Origin of the sequence: Brevibacillus sp. FSL K6-0770, from assembly GCF_038000275.1 — a bacterium.
GTDB classification, from domain to species: domain Bacteria; phylum Bacillota; class Bacilli; order Brevibacillales; family Brevibacillaceae; genus Brevibacillus; species Brevibacillus parabrevis.
This window is the reverse complement of record NZ_JBBOBQ010000001.1, coordinates 4,018,038-4,036,146: the sequence shown is the minus strand read 5'-3', so window position 1 is coordinate 4,036,146 and position 18,109 is coordinate 4,018,038. Positions and strand designations below refer to the sequence as shown.

17 protein-coding genes are annotated in these 18,109 nt (G+C 53.6%); 12 read left to right on the top strand and 5 right to left on the bottom strand.

What is annotated here, in order from left to right; all coding sequences use genetic code 11:
* Window positions 1-131: 131 nt before the first annotated feature.
* From NST23_RS19125 to NST23_RS19115, 3 genes are all read right to left on the bottom strand, one after another.
* Window positions 132-1,397 (bottom strand): hypothetical protein, encoded by a 1,266-nt coding sequence (locus NST23_RS19125; RefSeq protein ID WP_340965199.1) that lies wholly within the window; start codon window positions 1,395-1,397, stop codon window positions 132-134.
* A 103-nt stretch (window positions 1,398-1,500) separates the two neighbouring features.
* Complete coding sequence (locus NST23_RS19120; RefSeq protein WP_063230087.1) at window positions 1,501-2,070, bottom strand: RNA polymerase sigma factor; 570 nt, start codon at window positions 2,068-2,070, stop codon at window positions 1,501-1,503.
* Between the two features lie 53 nt (window positions 2,071-2,123).
* Window positions 2,124-3,788, bottom strand: a complete 1,665-nt coding sequence (locus NST23_RS19115) for a DNA repair helicase XPB (RefSeq protein WP_173597782.1) — start codon at window positions 3,786-3,788, stop codon at window positions 2,124-2,126.
* A 142-nt stretch (window positions 3,789-3,930) separates the two neighbouring features.
* On the opposite strand from NST23_RS19115, the gene NST23_RS19110 reads away from it, so the two are divergent.
* The 5 genes from NST23_RS19110 (at window position 3,931) to NST23_RS19090 (ending at window position 9,278) form a co-directional block, all read left to right on the top strand.
* The gene (locus NST23_RS19110) at window positions 3,931-5,253 is read left to right on the top strand and encodes a hemolysin family protein (RefSeq protein ID WP_122964813.1); all 1,323 of its coding nucleotides are present in this window, start codon (window positions 3,931-3,933) and stop codon (window positions 5,251-5,253) included.
* A 123-nt stretch (window positions 5,254-5,376) separates the two neighbouring features.
* On the top strand, window positions 5,377-6,384 hold the full coding sequence (locus NST23_RS19105) for an ABC transporter substrate-binding protein (RefSeq protein WP_122964814.1): 1,008 nt from the start codon (window positions 5,377-5,379) through the stop codon (window positions 6,382-6,384).
* Between the two features lie 90 nt (window positions 6,385-6,474).
* Entirely contained in the window at window positions 6,475-7,527 is a 1,053-nt protein-coding gene (locus NST23_RS19100; protein ID WP_122964815.1) for an ABC transporter substrate-binding protein, read from the top strand.
* A 28-nt stretch (window positions 7,528-7,555) separates the two neighbouring features.
* Complete coding sequence (locus NST23_RS19095) at window positions 7,556-8,488, top strand: ABC transporter permease (RefSeq protein ID WP_122964816.1); 933 nt, start codon at window positions 7,556-7,558, stop codon at window positions 8,486-8,488.
* Window positions 8,481-9,278, top strand: a complete 798-nt coding sequence (locus NST23_RS19090) for an ABC transporter ATP-binding protein (protein ID WP_063230093.1) — start codon at window positions 8,481-8,483, stop codon at window positions 9,276-9,278. Before NST23_RS19095 ends, NST23_RS19090 begins: the two co-directional genes overlap by 8 nt.
* A 9-nt stretch (window positions 9,279-9,287) precedes the next feature.
* Here NST23_RS19090 and NST23_RS19085 read toward each other — a convergent pair whose 3' ends face one another.
* On the bottom strand, window positions 9,288-10,517 hold the full coding sequence (locus tag NST23_RS19085; protein ID WP_173597781.1) for an MDR family MFS transporter: 1,230 nt from the start codon (window positions 10,515-10,517) through the stop codon (window positions 9,288-9,290).
* Window positions 10,518-10,649: 132 nt separating this feature from the next.
* On the opposite strand from NST23_RS19085, the gene NST23_RS19080 reads away from it, so the two are divergent.
* The 7 genes from NST23_RS19080 (at window position 10,650) to NST23_RS19050 (ending at window position 17,101) form a co-directional block, all read left to right on the top strand.
* On the top strand, window positions 10,650-12,449 hold the full coding sequence (locus tag NST23_RS19080) for an SgrR family transcriptional regulator (protein WP_173597780.1): 1,800 nt from the start codon (window positions 10,650-10,652) through the stop codon (window positions 12,447-12,449).
* Window positions 12,450-12,640: 191 nt separating this feature from the next.
* Window positions 12,641-13,066: a TerB family tellurite resistance protein gene (locus tag NST23_RS19075; protein ID WP_063230096.1), complete on the top strand. Its 426-nt coding sequence runs from the start codon at window positions 12,641-12,643 to the stop codon at window positions 13,064-13,066.
* A 151-nt stretch (window positions 13,067-13,217) separates the two neighbouring features.
* Complete coding sequence (surE, locus tag NST23_RS19070; RefSeq protein WP_122964819.1) at window positions 13,218-14,030, top strand: 5'/3'-nucleotidase SurE; 813 nt, start codon at window positions 13,218-13,220, stop codon at window positions 14,028-14,030.
* Window positions 14,023-15,063 carry a hypothetical protein gene (locus NST23_RS19065; protein WP_287102421.1) on the top strand — a complete coding sequence of 347 codons (1,041 nt, stop codon included), beginning with the start codon at window positions 14,023-14,025 and terminating at the stop codon, window positions 15,061-15,063. Before surE ends, NST23_RS19065 begins: the two co-directional genes overlap by 8 nt.
* Before the next feature lie 148 nt (window positions 15,064-15,211).
* The gene (locus NST23_RS19060; protein ID WP_063230099.1) at window positions 15,212-15,694 is read left to right on the top strand and encodes a hypothetical protein; all 483 of its coding nucleotides are present in this window, start codon (window positions 15,212-15,214) and stop codon (window positions 15,692-15,694) included.
* A gap of 92 nt (window positions 15,695-15,786) precedes the next feature.
* The gene (thpR, locus tag NST23_RS19055) at window positions 15,787-16,383 is read left to right on the top strand and encodes an RNA 2',3'-cyclic phosphodiesterase (RefSeq protein WP_280649038.1); all 597 of its coding nucleotides are present in this window, start codon (window positions 15,787-15,789) and stop codon (window positions 16,381-16,383) included.
* Window positions 16,384-16,432: 49 nt separating this feature from the next.
* Complete coding sequence (locus tag NST23_RS19050) at window positions 16,433-17,101, top strand: hypothetical protein (protein ID WP_122964821.1); 669 nt, start codon at window positions 16,433-16,435, stop codon at window positions 17,099-17,101.
* Between the two features lie 90 nt (window positions 17,102-17,191).
* Here the strand turns inward: NST23_RS19050 and NST23_RS19045 are convergent, their stop codons facing one another.
* Complete coding sequence (locus tag NST23_RS19045; RefSeq protein WP_173599607.1) at window positions 17,192-18,070, bottom strand: M23 family metallopeptidase; 879 nt, start codon at window positions 18,068-18,070, stop codon at window positions 17,192-17,194.
* Window positions 18,071-18,109: the final 39 nt, after the last annotated feature.

The window sequence follows — 18,109 nt, the reverse complement described above, 5'->3', positions numbered from 1 at the left end:
TAGTTTAAAGTGATCAATACCGTACTAAAACTTTTCCATCCCCGACCCGGCCGCTCGAAGCCAGGCTTGGCAAATAAAAAAAGACACGAGCCTGATGGAACAGGTCGTGTCTTTGGAAAATCGTGTTTTCGTTAAGGCTTCCAGGTCAGTTGCTTGGAAGCTTCAATCAATTCGTCCAGCGAAACACCGTGGGCGGTTATCACTACGTACAGGGACTGATTATTGGACTGGGCGTTGAAATGGACCGCGTGCTCCGCGACCGCATTTTTCGCGTCCTTGTTGTCAAACGAGACGGCAATAGCTTGCTCGCCATTGACTGCAAACAGCTGAGTGGCGGAAAACGTTCCGGGAATCGACAAGCTGCGTTTGCCTTGTGTGTTCCGTACTACGTCGATCCGAATCCAGTCGTTGTTGCGCTTGTAATCAGCGGCCAGATGCGTTACTTTTTGGCTCGTTTCTGATTCGTATTGCACGGAAATCGAGCTTAACGAAAAGCTGTTCGGGTTTTGGGCCAGCACGGGAACGGGCATATCGGACGCTTGTACGGCTGTATCTGTATCCGTAAAGGTCGACAGCGTGATCGGCTGTTTGGCTGCCATGGCCAACGACGGGCCGACGAGTCCGTTTTCGCTGTTCTCTTGCTCGGGCACGGCTGTCATTCCCATAGGCTGATCGGCCGTGATCGCGGGTGCCCCGCCTTTTTTCGCAGCCATCAGGGCGTTCTCGGCGACGTTTTCTTCGCTTGCCGCGTTTTCTTTGGCATTCACCGCAGGTACTTTGGCAGTCGGTTGACTTCGGGCAGCCGCAGCCCCCTGGTTTTCCGGCTGAGCGGTGCGCGCTTGCGGCGGCGCCGCTTTGCTTTGCTGCGTGTCGTCCAGCGCAACAAGGGCATTGGCGGCAGCTGGCGCGGCATCACCGTTCGGATTAACTGCTGCTGCCGCTCCTGTGGACGGAGTAGCCGCTTCGTTTTGCTTCGCCATTGGCTGACTGCCGCCTGTTGCACCTGTTGTCGCCTGGGGTGGTGCAGGAGGAGCGGCTGGAGCTGTCTCTTGCGCTTGCGTCGCAGTGCCGCTGTACGCCACGATTTGATTGCTTGCACTTGCCTGATTGGCTTCCGGTTGGGCGGCTGTCTGCATCATCTGATCGTCCTGAAGCTGCTGATAGCTCAGGAAGCCCACTGCCAGGAGGACTGCTGCGGCGCTGACCCAGGCGAATGAAGGGAAGCCTTTGGGCCGACGCTTGCTGGTTGCTGGTGCTGCCGCTTGCTGTGGAAGCACAGCGACGGTTGCGGTGGCGGCATGAGGGGGCACACCTTGTCCTGCGTTCTGGTAGATGGCTTGCATAATCCGCTCTTCCAGATTCGCTTGGGGCAGTGGAACCTCCTTCAAGAACTGCACCTCCTCTTCTGTTGTCATTTGCGTTTCAATCCATGCGATACACTCCTCACAAGTTTCTATATGAGAGAAAATATCGCTGTCTGTGTCATCTAGCCATGCTTTTCTAAATGCCTGGCAGTTCATGTACGAGTCCCCCTTCCTTGCGGGTTAACAATTTTGCGAGTTCTTGGCGAGCGCGCAAGTAGCGGACGCGTGCTGTAGACTCGGCGATGCCGAGAAGAGTTGCAATTTTTTCAAACGGATACTCATGCGTGCAACGCAGAACGATTACTTCCCGGTAAGTATCCGACAGCAAGGCGAATGCTTCCTGGATTTCCCTGCGCTGCTCCTTGTTCATGAGCGAATCCTGCGGAGATTCGTCTCGTGTATTGGACGGCACGTACGCCAATTGCTCGTCAGAGTCGTGAAACTTTCGGCGGCGCAAAAAATCGATACTCTTGTTGCGGGCAAGCGTATGTAACCAGGATGAAAACTGCGAGTCGCCTCGAAACGTAGACAGTTTTTCATACGCCTTGACGAACACTTCCTGAGTAAGATCTTCTGCATCAGCGCGATTGTTCACCATTTTGTAGATAAAAACGTAGATCATATGCTGATATCGCTGGATGAGGTCGCGATACCCTTCAATTTCGCCCTGAAGAATCCGCTGAATGATTTCGGCGTCGGATTGCATTGAATCTCCGGCCTCCCTTCCCTCTATGTGACGCTGGCTTCTGTCGAAACGTTTCAGACCAGCATCTCGTTTTCTATAATTTCGTATGGATAGCCTTGTTCTACGAGAAAAAGCTGACGATGGAGCGAAAACTCCTGCTCTCTCGTATCGCGTGTAACGAGTGTATAAAAGTGGGCAGTGTTGTTGTCCGTTTTCGGTCGCAAGATGCGTCCCAGGCGCTGTGCTTCTTCCTGACGGGAGCCGAACGTGCCGGAAATTTGAATCGCGACATTGGCGTCCGGCAAATCGACGGCAAAATTGGCTACCTTGGAGACGATCAGGCGTGTGATTTCCCCTTTTTTAAATTGTTCGTACAGCGTCTCGCGCTCTTTTTCCGGGACTTTGCCCGTAATTAGCGGAAGCTGCAAGGCGGTTGCCATTTGCTCCAGTTGATCGACGTACTGGCCGATGATCAACACTCTGTCGCCCTCGTGGCGGTCGAGCAGCTTGCGGACCACTTCGAGCTTTTTCGGGTTTTCGGCAGCGATCCGGAACTTTTGCCGGGCGGTTGCATGTGCGTACGCTTCCCGCCATTTTGGCTCAAAAGGCAGCCTGATTTCGCGGCAACGCGCTTCCGCAATCCAGCCAGCTTCCTCCATCGCTTTCCAGGGAACCTCGTACTTTTTCGGGCCGATCAACGTAAAGACGTCTTCTTCCCGGCCGTCTTCCCTGACGAGCGTGGCGGTCAACCCGAGTCGGCGTGTAGCCTGGATGCCGGAAGTAACACGAAAGACAGGTGCAGGCAGCAAATGCACCTCATCGTAAATAATAAGCCCCCAGTCACGCTCTGAAAAGAGTTTCATATGAGGAAATTCATCCAGAGAGGTGGGGCGGTATGTGAGAATTTGATAAGTTGCCACAGTTATCGGCTTTACTTCCTTGTGATCTCCGGTGTATTCGCCAACAAGATCGGGGTCCAGTTCCGTTTTGTCCAGCAGCTCGGAAATCCACTGGCGCACGGAGGTCGTATTCGTCGTCAAAATAAGGGTAGCGGTCTGCAATTGCGCAATCGCGCCAATGCCTATGACCGTTTTCCCGGCTCCACAGGGCAGGACGAGCACGCCGCTGCCACCCGTAACCGCGCCGCCCAAGTGAAAAGCATCGACAGCGTCTTTTTGATAGGAGCGCAAAGCAAACGGCTTGCCCGACGCACTGGTCTGCCGCAAGCTGACCGGACAGGCTTCCCCTTGCGAATACCCCGCCAAATCCTGCACAGGCAGTCCAAGCTTGATCAGCTCCTGCTTGATCAGCCCGCGTGCGTAGCTTTTGAGTGTATAGCCTTCTTCGAACAAGGCCGCGATCGATTTGTATCCGGTCAGCTCTGTGAGAACAAGAGGATCGTCACTATTTAATACGAGATCATCCCCGTGACGTTCCAACCGAATCAGCCCGTATTTGCGCATCGTTTCTTCTATTTCTTTGACGAGCGTTGGCGGCACGCCGTATTTGCTGTATGCGCCAAGCACTCCTGTTACTTCATTCGGGGAAAGTCCGCTGGCTGCCGCATTCCACAGCGACAACGGGGTAATCCGGTATGTATGGATGTACTCCGGACTTTTCAGCAATTCGCAAAAACCGCTGATGGCCTGTCTTGCCTCCGCAAACAACGGATGTTGTGTTTCCAATAATACAGTGCGATCGCTTTGGACGATCATCGGCAAGTCTGGACGATAAGACAAAAGATTCACCTCGTTACAAACGGCATATGAATCAGCACTATGGTATCACAATCCGGAAAAGAAAGAAAAACAGACAGGTAACATTTGCGATAGGATGGGAAACAATATCCCAAAGCAATGGTCGGAAAGGGAGGCGGGGAGAATGGGAATGTGGGGAAGCTTGTTTAACTTGGGTTTGGTCTTGATCCTCGTTTTCCTCAACGGCTTCTTCGTTGCAACCGAGTTTGCCGTGGTGAAAGTGAGGGAGTCGCGCATTGCCCAGCTCGTGGCAGAAGGCAACAAACGGGCGGAGAACGTGGAGCAAGTCATCCACAATTTGGATGCTTATTTGTCTGCCTGCCAATTGGGCATCACTCTCGCTTCGCTCGGACTCGGCTGGCTTGGCGAGCCTGCTGTGGCTCACTTGCTGCATCCGGTATTTCGCTACTTCCAGCTGAACGAGACGCTGGTGAGCAGCATTTCCTTTATTATTGCGTTTTCCGTGATCACTTTTTTGCATATCGTGCTGGGCGAACTGGCTCCGAAGACACTTGCGATTCAGCGCACCGAAATGGTCGTGCTCGCTGTCAGTCGGCCGATCCAGCTGTTTCACAAAGTCATGTATCCGTTTATAGCTTTGCTGAACTGGTCGGCAAGCCGCATCCTCGCCTTGTTCCACATTTCCATGGAGCCACATCAGGAGGCGCATACAGAAGAAGAAATCCGCATTCTGGTCAACGAAAGTCACAAAAGCGGCCTGATCGACCAGACAGAGCTGATGCTGGTAGACAACATTTTTGATTTTTCCGAGACGATGGCGCGGGAGATTATGGTTCCGCGAACCGATATGGTTGTGCTCAACGTGCGCGATCCGTTTGACGAAAATGTCCGCCTCGTGCAAAACGGCCGGTTCACCCGCTATCCGGTCGTCGATGGCGACAAGGATCACGTCGTGGGGAGTTTGCACATCAAAGACATGCTGACAGGGCTTTTGGAAGGCGAGCACAGCGATCTGAAAACGTTGATGCGCCCCGTTTTGACGGTTCCCGAGACGATCTCGATCAGCCGTCTGCTGACGATGCTGCAAAAACAGCGCGGGCAAATGGCGATCATCATCGATGAGTACGGGGGCACGGCTGGCTTGGTGACGCTTGAAGATATTATGGAAGAAATCGTCGGCGATATCCAGGATGAATTTGACGACGAGCGTCCGGAAGTAGAAAAGAACGACGGCATGCTGTCGCTTGACGGCAGAATGCTTTTGGAGGAAGTGGGCGACTACCTGGACCTCGATTTGGAATCCAGCGAGGTCGATACGCTGGCCGGGTGGATTTACATGCAAATCGACCATCCGCCCCGCGTAGGCGACCGGGTGCGGGAGGGCAAGTTCGAGTTTGTGGTGGGGGAAGTCGATCACTACCGGATTACCAGGGTTCTCGTGAAAAAAATGCCAAATGCAGAGGAAGAAACCGGAACGGAAGATTGATGAAAAAAGCTTTTCAGGACGCAATAATATGCTATAATGGGACACAAGTTGCACAAATGCAAGATGCCTTGTTACCAGAGGGTGATCAGGCACAGAGAGCAGAGCTTAGAGGAGGAAGTACAGATGAGACGAGCAGTCAGTATGGCACTGACCACTTTGCTGGCCATTTCTTTGGCAGCATGTGGCAATCAAACAGGTGGACAAAATGAAGCAACAGCGACCAGTTCCGGCCAAGGCCAAACGGTGAAGCTGGGCTTGACGCAATTCGTAGAGCATCCCGCTTTGGATGCGATTCATCAAGGAATCTTGGATGGCTTGAAACAATCCGGCTACGAAGAGGGCAAAAATCTGGAGGTTGACTACCAGAACGCCCATGGCGATATGAACAACACGGTATCGATTGCGCAGAAGTACGCCGGAGACAAGAAGGATTTGGTCGTAGCGATTGCGACTCCATCCGCTCAGGCTGCAGCCAAGGCGATTACCGACAAACCTGTTTTGTTCAGTTCCGTAACAGATCCGATCTCGGCTCAGCTGGTCAGCAGTCTGGAAAAACCGGACAAGAACGTGACTGGAACGAGCGACAAAGTATCGATGGAACAACAATTGAAGCTGATCAAAACCTTCCTGCCCCAGTTGAAAAAGCTGGGCGTGATCTACACCACCTCCGAGGTCAACTCTGAGGTACAGGTAAAAGAGCTGGAAGAGGCAGCGAGCAAAGAAGGCGTAGAAATCATCAAGGCGGGCATTTCGCAGCTTTCCGAGGTGCAATTGGCAGCTCAGGGACTTGCTGGAAAAGCCGACGCCATGTTCATTCCGATTGACAATACCGTCGTGTCCTCTTTTGAGGCTGTACTGGGAGCAGCGGAAGCGAACAAGATTCCTGTTTTTGCTTCCGACACAGACACCGTAAAACGCGGCGCAGTAGCCACGTACGGCATCGACTACTACCAGATTGGCAAGCAAACAGGCGAAATGGCTGCCCGTGTCCTCAAAGGACAAGCGGTTGCAGACACTCCTGTCGAAATTTCAAAGCAGGCCGACCTGTACATCAATGAAACAGCAGCCGGGAAGTTTGGTCTCACGATTTCAGAGGCACTCAAACAGCAGGCGAAAGAAATCACCAAGTAAAAAGAGAGCGTCAAGCTCTCTTTTTATTCTTTTAAAACTGTTTTATCCGTGTTAAAATTAGAAAAAATTTTTCAAGGGGGCATTTATCACATGTTCAAACAGAAAAAGACTATCAGAAAAATTCAGAGTTTTTTATTTCCTTTGCTGCTTTTGTCTGTTACCGCATGTGGACAGCAAAGCGCTACCCCGGCGAGCAACGAGCAGACTCCACCTGCTTCGAACCAGCCGGCGCCAGCTGCTGAAACCAAACAGTTTAAAATCGGGATTTCTCAGTTCGTAGAGCACCCGGCATTGGATGCAGCACGCGAAGGCTTTGTGGCGCAGCTTGCCAAAAACGGATACGAAGACGGCAAACAAGTGAAAATCGACGTCAAATCAGCGCAAGCGAGCATGGATACAGCAATCTCCATCGCGCAAAAATTCGAGTCTGACAAAGTAGACCTCGTACTGGCGATCGCGACGCCGACCGCTCAGGCTGCTGCCCAAACAAGCAAAGACATTCCGATCTTGTTTACGGCAGTAACCGATCCGGTAGAGGCAGGTCTGGTAAAAGCGATGGATAAACCGGGAGCAAACGTGACAGGTACTTCCGACATGAACCCGGTGGAAGAGCAATTGAAGCTGATCAAAGAATTGAAGCCAGATGCGAAATCAGTTGGAGTTATCTACAGCTCCGGCGAAGTGAACTCCAAAGTGCAGGTAGATGCGGCGAAAGCAGTAGCGGACAAGCTGGGCCTGTCCATTCAGGAAGCAGCGATCACCAGCGCAACAGAGGTGAAGCAAGCGGCTGAGTCGATGGTAGGCAAAGTAGACGCGTTCTACGTGCCGACAGACAACATGGTCGTATCGTCGATTGCAGCAGTCCTGAGCGTTGCCGAAGCGCAAAAAATTCCGGTCATCGCAGGGGAAGAAAACTCCGTGAAGAGCGGTGCGATTGCTACTTACGGAATCGACTACACCAAGCTCGGCGAACAAACAGCAGACATGGCAGCAAAAATCTTGAAGGGCGAAGCGAAGCCGGCAGACATGGCTGTCGAGATGCAGGCAGACATGAAGCTCGTATTGAACAAAAAAGCAGCGGAGAAAATGGGAGTGACCATTCCGCAATCCATGCTCGACCGCGCTGGCGAAGTGATCGAGTAATAATCGCAGCAACAGGAGGATTTCTTCTATGAATTTGGCAATAATGGGAGCCATCGAGCAGGGCTTGCTATTCGGAATTTTAGCTCTGGGCGTGTATTTGACCTTTCGCATTCTAAACGTACCTGACTTGACGGTAGATGGCAGCTTCGCCTTGGGCGGAGCGATCGCAGCCAAGTTTATCATCGATGGAACCAACCCGTACCTGGCTACTCTCCTGGCGTTCATCGTCGGGGGATTGGCAGGGGCATTTACCGGCGTTTTGCATACAAAAGGAAAGGTCAACGCACTGCTGGCAGGGATTTTGACCATGATCGCGCTGTACTCGATCAACCTGCGGATTATGGGAAAGGCGAATTTGCCTTTGCTGCGTGAAGATACGTTGTTCACCTATGTAAAAGATTTGAGCATTCCCGACTTGACGGTAGGCGGCGTCACTTTGCTGACTGGCGTATCCATCGTATTTTTCGTCGGAGTTCTCGTGCTCAAGCTGGTAATTGACTGGTTCCTGCACACCGACCTCGGCCTCGATCTGCGGGCGACAGGGGACAATCCAAAAATGATTCGCAGCTTCGGAGTGAATACGGACACGACCACGATTATCGGTCTGGCGCTGTCCAACGGTCTGGTAGCTGTGTCTGGCGCTTGGGTTGCCCAGTTCCAGGGCTTTGCCGATGTCGGCATGGGGATCGGGATGATTGTGATTGGTCTTGCTTCTGTTATTGTCGGGGAAGTGCTGTTCGGCAGCTCCTCCATTTTCCGCGTCACACTCGCTGTCATTCTCGGTTCGATTGTGTACCGTTTGGTGATTGCCCTGGCTTTGCAGGCGGGATTGAATCCGTCCGACATGAAGCTGATTACCGCCTTGATCGTGATTGTCGCATTGACTGTTCCGACCGTTGCCAAAGGAATCTGGAAAAAACAAGCGGTACGCTCGGTAAGGGGAGGAAACAGCAATGCTTAAAATTTCCTATGTCAACAAAGTGTTCAATGCGGGCACCGTCAATGAAAAAATCGCGTTGCGCAATGTAAACTTGCACGTCAAGCGCGGAGAGTTCATCACCGTAATCGGCAGTAACGGAGCCGGAAAGTCGACGATGATGAACATGATCTCCGGCGGGCTGTTCCCGGACAGCGGAACGATCACGATTGACGGCAAGGATGTCACGCGCCTGGGCGAGCACCAGCGGGCCGAATTGATCGGCCGGGTGTTCCAGGACCCGATGGCAGGTACTGCGCCGAACATGACGATTGAAGAAAATTTGGCGATCGCGCTCGGGCGTGGACGCCGCCGCACGCTAGGCTTCGGAGTGAACAACCACAAGCGCGAGTTGTTCCGCGAGCAGTTGAAGCAGCTTGACCAAGGACTGGAAAACCGTTTGAAAACAAAGGTGGGATTCCTTTCCGGCGGTCAGCGTCAGGCGCTCAGCCTGTTGATGGCTACATTTACGGAACCGAAAATTTTGCTGCTGGATGAGCATACGGCAGCGTTGGACCCGAAAAGGGCGCAGCTCATTGTCGAGCTGACCGACAAGATTGTCGCTCGCCACAAGCTGACGACGATCATGGTCACGCACAACATGGAGCAAGCGCTGAACATGGGGAATCGCCTGTTGATGCTGCACGACGGCGGGATCATTCTCGACATTCCGGATGAGAAAAAACGAACCATGAAGCCGCAAGACTTGCTGCGCGCCTTCGAGGCAGCCCGTGGCGGAGAGAGCTTCAGCGAAGACCGATTCTTGTTGACCTAACGCTTTTCATCAGCCTTCCTGCGCGAGCGGGAAGGTTTTTTCTTTGGCGGTCAAATAGCGGTGCATGGCGAACGCTCCAATGACCAGGATGCCAGCGACGATCGTGAACAGCAGCGTGCCGCCGTAGTGCAGCAAGACCAGACTGCCCAAATACGGGCCGCACATGCGGGAAATATCCCAGTGTGTCCCGGTGATGGCAAAATATCGGCCGCGCATCGAGGATGGCGCAATCCGCGTGACAAAAGCGAGCAGTTGGGTCAAGCCGACGCTTTCGCCGATGACGAGCAGCACTTGCATGGCGAGCAGAAGCGGCAAGGAATCGATGTAGGCATAACCGAGAGCGACGAGGAAGAAGCAGCCGTATGATGCGGTGATGAGCCAGCGAGCGGGCATGTGCTGTGTCCACTTGACGAGCAGAAATTCAAACATGATGAGCAAAATCCCCTTCACAGCGATGAGCAAGGCGAGAGCTTGCAAATAGTCGGGCAGCGTATTTTTCATGTGCAGCTGCAAATTTGTTTCGGTTTGCGCATAGAACAGACTGATCGGCAGTGAAAGCGTCATGATCGCCAATGCCGGGCGGTATGCCTTCCATGCTCCTCTACTGAAGCGTGGCGCTTTCTCGTGAGCTGCTTCCGCCCATTCCGGCAACGGCGTTTGCGGGATTTTCCACAAGACCGCCGCCGCGTAAACGAAAAGCGAGATCGCGGTAAACAGAAAAGCCATCGCCGGATTGTACTTGTAGAGAATCACGCCAAGGAGTGGCCCGATTGCCGCCCCAATGCTTGAGGACGTATTCAACAGAGCAAAAGCACTTGCCATTTGCCCAGGCGGGATCGTATCGGCCAGATGGGCGCGGCTTGCCGGGATGAACAGGGAGCGGCCAGCGCCGTTGAGCACGTACAGGACGGCAAAAGCGGCGATAGAATCGGCAAAAGCCATCCCGAGCATGGCGAAGCCTTGAATCAGCAAGGCAACGAGCAGCATCGTTTTGCGCCGAATCCGGTCAGTCAATCCGCCCGCGAACAAGGTCAGCAAAATCTCGGAAAACGGCTGCAAGCCGATCACCAGCATGGTGAGTGTGACGGAGCCGCTGATGTTTTCGCTCAAGTACAGGACGAGAAAAGGCGCGATCATCGTGCTGGACAGGGAAGTGAGCGTTTCCCCGAACAGACGAACCCACAGCAAGGCAGGGTATTCCGCGATAAAGTTGCGGAAGGAAGCGGGGAGCAGATGCATAGACGTGTGTCCTTTCTCCGGAGGTTCCGGCTTGGTGGTTGGTTCTTCGAATTGTAAGCTGGCGGACGACACAGAAAAAGCGTACGATTAGGGGAATCATTTTTTCATGTTTTTTATTGGCGGTGAAATGAGATGCAACTGGTTGAACAATATCTTCGTTTATGTGCGCTGAGGCCAACCGTTTCGGTCGGTCGTCCGCTGGAGATCACGCTGGCAGAAGTCGCGGCGATTTTGTGCTGTACGCTGCGCAATGCCACATTGACATTGAAAAAAATGCAAGCCCGCGGCTGGCTCGGCTGGCAGCCGGGACGAGGCAGGGGGAATCATTCCGTTCTGACCCTCCTTTTGGAACCGGCAGATTTGCTGCTGTCTGTAGCCAAGGAGCTTGCCCAAACAGGGGAAATTCGCGCGTCCCAGGAACTGATGCAGCAATACGGGGAGGCGTGGCCGACTTTTTCGCAAAATTTTTCACTCTGGATGAAAAGTCAGTTTGGAGCGCGGGTGACGCGGGAAAAGGGTAGTAATAGCCGAGTCGATACATTGCGCTTGCTGCTCGATCGCCCGTTTGAAGCACTGGACCCGATTCATGTTTTGCTGCGTTCGCAAACGCATTTGGTCAAGCATCTGTTCGATACGCTTGTCCGGTTTGATCCGCTCACGAAGCGAATAGAGCCGCAGTTGGCCTTTCATTGGGAGACGGACGAGAGCGGAAAGCGCTGGACGTTTTACTTGCGAAAAGGCGTGCTGTTTCACCATGGCCGCCTGCTGACTGCTGACGACGTCCGTTTTTCCTTGCTGCGCCTGATGGAGCAATCGTTCAAGCATCGCTGGCTGGCTCGTTCTATCGAGTCGGTAAACGTCTGTGATGACTATGTCGTGACGATTGAGTTGAAAGAGCGGGATGAGCTGTTCTTGCAAGCGTTGAGCAAAGAACAACTGTCGATTGTCCCGCGTGACTACACCGAGCAGATGGGAGAGCAGTTCTCGCGGTTGCCGGTAGGGACAGGGCCGTTTCGCGTTGTGCGCCACGACGATTCCATGCTTGTCCTTGAGGCGTTCGCGCCGTATTTTGCCGGGCGGCCGTTTTTGGACAAAATTGAAATCTGGTGCGTCCCTGGCATGGGGCAAGCGGACTGGGCAGATGAGAGCGTGCTGACTGTGGCGAAAGCGAGTTCGCTCCAGGAAGCGGAGGCAGAGCTTGCGTGGAACGAAGTCGCCCGTCAGGAGAAATGCTTTCAGTACGTCAGTTTGAATGCAGCCAAAAAAGGCCCTTTGGCGGACGCTTCCTTTCGCAGCTTGCTTGCGGAGCTTTTGGCTGGCCCTGCGCTCAGGGAGGAGTTGCAGGGCGGCAGGGAGCAGGCGGAGGTATGGGGAGGATATCGGCAGACGGCAGGCTCCACTCCAGACGATCCAGCGGAAATCGCCTGCCTGGTAGATGCCAGAGGCTACGGCAAAGAGACGCTCAGCCTGTACACTTATCCAGACGCGGATCACATCGAGGATGCCGAATGGATTCGGGACAAGGCCAAAGCGTACGGCATTCCGATCGAGATTCAGTACGCCACTCCGGAAGAACTGGCTTTACCTGCCTTGCTGCAACACGCTGATCTCGTCGTCGACAGCGCCAATGTGGACGAGCGAACGGAGCTGTCGCTCGTCGAGTTTTTGCTGGCAGAAGCCTTGAGCATCACGCACCATCTGACTGCACACGGCAAAGCGGAGCTGGAACGGCTGATTCGCAGCTTGGGGCAAACTACGCTGACAGAGGAGCGTCAGACGATTGTGCGCACGATGATGGAAAAGCTGATGGCTGATCATATTTTTGTGCCCCTGTACGCCAATCGCGTCGAGATGAAAGCACACCCTCGTCTGTCGGGAATCAGCCTGGACGCGTACGGCTGGATCGATTTTCGGACGGTCTTTGGGCGATAATCGCATTCTCTGCCTTTGTTCATATAGGGAATGGCCGACTTCGCCCGAAAATGTGGCGAAATCGCGCCTCCCAGCCAAAGAGAAGCAAAAATTTGTCACACATTCATATGAAACCGCTTTCCTTTTTTATCGTATTATTAGATGTATATATCATCGTTTGTTTATTACTTGTTCGGAGGAGGAACGACACGTTGTATACCAAAACGGAAAAAGACAAACATATTTTGTTTGCATCCTTGCGCTTGATGATTTGCGTCGGGCATGCCGACGGTTATATAGGTTCCCGGGAAGTTGACCGCATTCATGACATTGTCAATTCGGAACATTTTACGCTAAAAGAGCGGCAAATCCTCATGGACGACATCGATTACCCCAAACGTCCCGAGGTGATCGTAGAAGACATGGTCGACCTGAGCCAGAGCGAGAAGCTCGTCATGATGCGCAAGCTGTACCATATGGCGCTGATTGACCGGAAGCTGTCGCCGCTGGAGACGAAGGAAATCGCGCGCATCGCTTGCCTGATCGGCATTTCCCAGGAGAAGCAGGCGCAAGTGGAAGAATGGATTCGCGAAGGGATCGCCTGGCGCGATCGCTGGAAAGAGATCGTCGGCGACTAATTACGACCCCAATCGCATTGGGGTCTTTTTTATTGTCCAGATGTGTCGCAAGTTGCGGGCGGGAAGCTTGGCTTGGCAAAGCTTTCTAAAGTACAATAAAAGGAAGTGTGAAGCAAATGCGACTAGGCGCCACGATGAAGGAGGAGATCTTATGTTGCGAATTTTAGTTACGAATGATGACGGCATCGAGGCATTGGGCATCAAGCGGCTGGTGGAAGCGCTGCTCGTACTGGACCAGGCAGAAATCTTTGTGGTGGCTCCCGATGAGGAAAAAAGCGGCGTTGGCCACGGGGTGACCTATCGCACGCCACTGGCAACGGAAAAACGCGACTTTTACGGTCTTCCCGTCAAAGCGTGGGCGGTGAACGGCAATCCCGCCGACTGCGTGAAAGCCGCCTATCATTTGCTGTTTGCGGCAGAAGAAAAGCCCGATATCGTGTTCTCGGGAATCAACGTAGGGACGAATTTGGGGCGCGACATATATTACTCCGGCACATGCAGCGGGGCCAGAGAAGCGGTTATTTTGGGAGTTCCCGGCGTTGCCCTGTCCTATGACAACTGGTACGACCAGGAAAATTACGGCGACGTCGTACAGATGATCGCGCCGCTCGTGAAAGATTTTGCGGAGCGAGCCGGAAAAGGTGAATTGGCGCCAGAAGTTTTCTGGAATATCAACATTCCGCACGTCCCGCTTGCGCAAGTCAAAGGGATTGTTCCGGCGACGCTTTCGCTGCATCATTATGAGGACAAGTACAGCGAAGCAGCAGAAGGATATTTTTTGATGCGGGAGTACCCGCAGGTGATGCCGATTGCAGAGCCGTATGACTACGACCTGGTGAAGCATGATTACATCGCCGTCACGCCTGTCCATATCGATGCCACGGATCGTTCGCTGCTCAAGCAGATGGACGGCTGGCCGCTGATGCAGCCATGGGAAAAGCAGGGGGAGCAGCCAGATGAATGAGGAGTTCAATCCCGTGCTTGCCCCGGACCCGGCTCTGCGCTCTCCCGTCAAGGAGACGCAGGGCGAGGTTCTCGATAAGCACGATTTTTTCGACTTGTACCAGCTCGCCAGCGAAGCGGGGCTGCCTTATTTTGCCCGCATGAACGGAACAGGAGAGGTCGAGCTGTACCTGGTGTTTGAATCGGTGGACGCTTTTGTCGAGCAGACGCGGGATGCTGTCTCTGTTGAGTTCAAGACGTATCAAGGCAAGCTTTTGGGCGTGATCTGGACGCTGTCTGATCCGCTCCAGCCGCTCGGCTTTCCGCTCACTTTTGACATCCAATTGGCGGAGCAGCGGGGAATGGCGTTGCGAATGCTGGAACAGCCTTGTACGCTCCTGCACTATTTGGCTTACGGGGAAGGCGAGCTGACGCATATTTACTCCGAGTCCATCTTTTTTTCCGCAGGAGAAGTCGAGCGCACCCGGGAAATGATTCGTTCCCTTTTTGATGGGAAAGTCGAGACGATCCCGCAGGAAGCGCAGGTGCGCGAGGAAGAAATGCGAAGCATCGCGGCACTGTCTTTTCCCGACACGGTTTTCACGGAAGAAGGGCTGGCTTTTGTCCTCGACTACAGACGGATGCAGGCCGTACATGGCGAAGAAGGCGCCCAGCACCTGCTGATGAGCACCGTTCGCCAGGCTGTCTGGGTGATGCGCAGACACGCGCGCAGCGAGGTGCGGGAGTCCGCGTTTACCGTATGGGTGGCGGAGCGCGGCGAACTGCTCGATCTGATTGTCACCCCAGGGCTTGGGCACTTGTTTGAGGTCATCCACATGGCAGAGGAGGACGCCAATCCGTTTTCCCGCTTCCTGTTGACGCTGCCGGAATATGTGGAGACAAAAGAAGTTTCTGCGCTCGGTCTGGGCGCGTATCCGCTTTTGCGCTATGAAAATGGCGTACTCTATCATTTGGAGCTGGACGAAAATGTACAGGCGCATCTGCAAACCCTGTTCGTGAAAGCGTTTCCGGGCATGCCTGTTCCGTATCAGTAAATGTTGCAACATTGTGAAATAGCATTTTCATAGGAATCTTTTGCCCTTCGATGAAATAAGGGTAAATAAGTCATTTTTCAACAAAGGATACGACAAGGGGAAGTACGAAGTAATAAAGCAGATAATCCGTTGGGGAGAGGTGACGACGATGTACGCTGTAGAGCCCGATTTGTTCCAGGCTGTTTCCGATTGCGCTCACCGTTTTCAAGGGGAGATCGAACAATTGGCAAAGCGTCATGCACTAACGATTGAGGGAGGTCTGCCTGCGCTTGAATTGCAGGTGCAGCCTCAATGCCAGGCTTTGCTGGAGTACAACTTGTGGGGGGAAGCGGGACTCGTCGCGATCCACGGCAAACTAAACTTGCGGGGCGGAGTAAAAAAAGATTCATTTTCCATCATGATGAAATTCTCGCTGTCTCATGATCCGGAACTGGACATCGAGGGCAAGAAACTGCGGATTGAGGAAATTTTGTACGGCGAAGCTGACCTGTTCTGGAACATACCTCCGGCGGGGCATGTCGGGCACGTCGAGCTGACACTTCGCTTCACCTATCAACCTGGCTCTGGACGACTGGGCGAATATGTGCGCAGCGTTTTGGGCATCGTAACCGGAAAGATGATGGCTGCCTAAAGCGGCGTAGATGGTAAAATGGCTCTCCGTCACAGGAGGGCTATTTTTCGTTGAGGCAAGAAGGCAGTCAAAAGGAGGACGAAAAGACGTCTATGCGTTTGTTCGTGGCATTGGATATTCCAGAAGAAGCGGTTCAATATATTTCCGCTGTCCAAGAACGGCTCAAGCCGGAAGTGATGGCAGACAGATGGCAGCCGCTGCACAATCTGCACCTGACTCTGCATTTTCTCGGAGAGGTGGACGAGCGGCTTGTCCCGGCTGTTTGCGAGGACATGGACATCGTCAGCGCGATTATCGAGCCGTTCACCTTGCGCATCGGCGGCTTTGGCGCATTCCCGCACGCCCAGCATCCTCGCGTCTTGTGGCTCGGACTGCGCGGGCAAACGAATCCGCTGAAGCAGTTGCATCTCTTGCTCGCCAGACGTTTTGAGCTGCATGAGGGCGTGGCGTATGACCGCAAGCGCTATCGGCCGCACATCACGCTTGCCCGCGGGCCGCAGGCAGGAAGCGAAGGACTGCCGCTCATGGACTGGAACGAGCGGTTTTTGGCTCCCGATTCGCCGCGCTGGAAAGTACGGCATGTCTATCTGTACCGTTCGGAGCTTTTGCCAGAAGGAGCCGTGCATACCGTGATTCATACGAGCACGTTTGATAAAGATCACAGCAAAAAACGAGCGGTACCTGAATAGACTAAGAAAAGGACCAGGGGAAAGCTTTCCAGAAAGCGGTGGAAAACGGATGGGTGAGTTCACGACCGGCATTCTTTATCCACGCAAATACGAACCGAAAGTGCTGATTGCCTTGTCCAAGTCTTCGCAACCGTACTTCCACAGAAACATCAATGGCGACTGGAACGCATTTTTCCTGCAGGATGAATGGATTGAAACCTCCTCGACGCTTGATTTTTTGCTTACACTGTCGAAGCAATTCGTGCCGCTGCTTTGGTTTCATGATGCAGAAGACAATGGCTGGGGGTTTCGTCTGTTCGATGCTGGCTTCGAGGTCTCTTCGGCGACGATCAGCTATTCACTGGATGTGGAGATGGCAGAGGCGGAGTTCGGCAGACTTTATCCGGAGATTGACCTGCAGGAAAGAATTACAGACAGCGAGGACGTTCGGCAAAAGTATGAAGACATACTGGACCGGGTTGTGCGTTCGGAGTTGTATCGGCGAGAGGTAGGGAAGGGAATTACCCGCATCAAACCGCAATCCTTCAACCGGATCGCGGGCCCCAAACAGGTGCAGCAGCTGCGCTCGCTGTTCGACTTGCAACTGCTGACAGACGTAGACGATGAGACCGGGGCTTCACTATTGTACGACTCAGTCGATCTTTTCAAAGAGATTTTAGGGATTGAGGAAATGGTATGGGTCAATTATGCGTACTTGGCAAGCGGAGGCAGGGAGTAACGACAGAAAAGGACGGGGGCAGATGGCTCCCGTCCTGCTTTTGTTTGAGCGGTCGGTTGAGCGATGCTAGGGGCGAAGGAGCGGGGCGATTCAGCTGCCGACGAACATGCCCTGGATGATCGGTTCCTTTTCCGAAAAGCGAATCGGGATGGAAATCGCCGTGTACAAGTTCACGGCATTCGACACTTGAAAATGCAAGTGAGGCTCGCTGGAGTTGCCAGAGTTGCCGCAACGTCCGATGATTTCTCCTGCCGACACGATGTCGCCGGGCTTGACCGTGATGGAATGCTGCTTCAGATGGGCGAGCAGGCTGAACTCGCCCTGCCCGTGATCGATCTCGACGAAGTTTCCCGCAGGCTGTTCCTCGTTCATCACGCCGACTGGCGCGTTGTCCGGCACATCGCTTGCGACCTTGACCACTTTTCCGACGCACGGAGCCACGATGGGCTGATCAAAAGCGTAATAGCTCTCGTTGACAGCAGGATCGCCGTGACAGGAGCGCCCTTCTTTCATGATCAAAAAGTCGTAGGCGTAACGCTGGTTGTCGTAGGCGTAGTGATAGTTGATCAGTTCGTTTTTCCCGCCCCAAAAAGTAAACCACGTTCCCTGAAAAGGCAGGCGGTACAGATGGCGGCTGCAAGCCTGGTCTGTGTCGGGATGAGACGTCAGGTGGGAAAGGCGCAGCCCGTGAATGATCCCGTCTGCATCGATGGCGGCAGACAAGCCCTTTTGTCCGTCGCAAGCCGTCCAGACGAAGCGCGTCATCGCATTCAGCGGCACGACAGACAGTGGCTGTTCCTCGTAGCATTCCAGATCGCGATGAAAATCGGCGGCGAAGGAAATAAATTCTTCCCTGCTAACCTCGTCCCGAAAAGCGCTGCTGCACATGTCATACAGCGCCGAGTATTGTCCGCTGCTCAAAGCAAGCGGGATGGCACGAGCCAGCGGGAAAAGCGGGTGAGCAAGCATCGAAAATCACGCTCCGTATGCAAAAAATCTCAACAGCTA